This window comes from Psychrobacter sp. 78a-MNA-CIBAN-0178, from assembly GCF_040309625.1.
GTDB lineage: Bacteria > Pseudomonadota > Gammaproteobacteria > Pseudomonadales > Moraxellaceae > Psychrobacter > Psychrobacter okhotskensis.
Map to the genome: position 1 here is coordinate 1 of NZ_JBEOOZ010000192.1, position 243 is coordinate 243.

The 243-nt window shown below is 68.3% G+C and carries 1 protein-coding gene; it reads right to left on the reverse strand.

Annotation, left to right across the window (positions count from 1 at the left end; genetic code table 11):
- Window positions 1-243, reverse strand: a 243-nt coding sequence (locus AAEY80_RS14795) for a YadA-like family protein (protein WP_350588633.1), incomplete at both ends; no start/stop codon positions are given.

Genomic DNA, 243 nt, shown 5'->3' on the forward strand with positions numbered 1-243 from the left:
ATGTACTGCTCGCGGAGCCCTTCAGCACCCAGTTGCCGTTGTCGGACACGGTGGACAGGCCGAGCGCGACACCGCTTTCGCCGCGCCACGCACCACCGCCGAGCGCGACCATGCTCTTGCCAGGCAGATACGCCTGCGGCAAGCTGGCCATCGCCATCGCCGCGGCAACGCCCGCGGTCAACCGGTGATCCAGACTCTGCATGTCGCTGCGCACGCCCGCGATCTGGCTCCCGAGGCCATGTT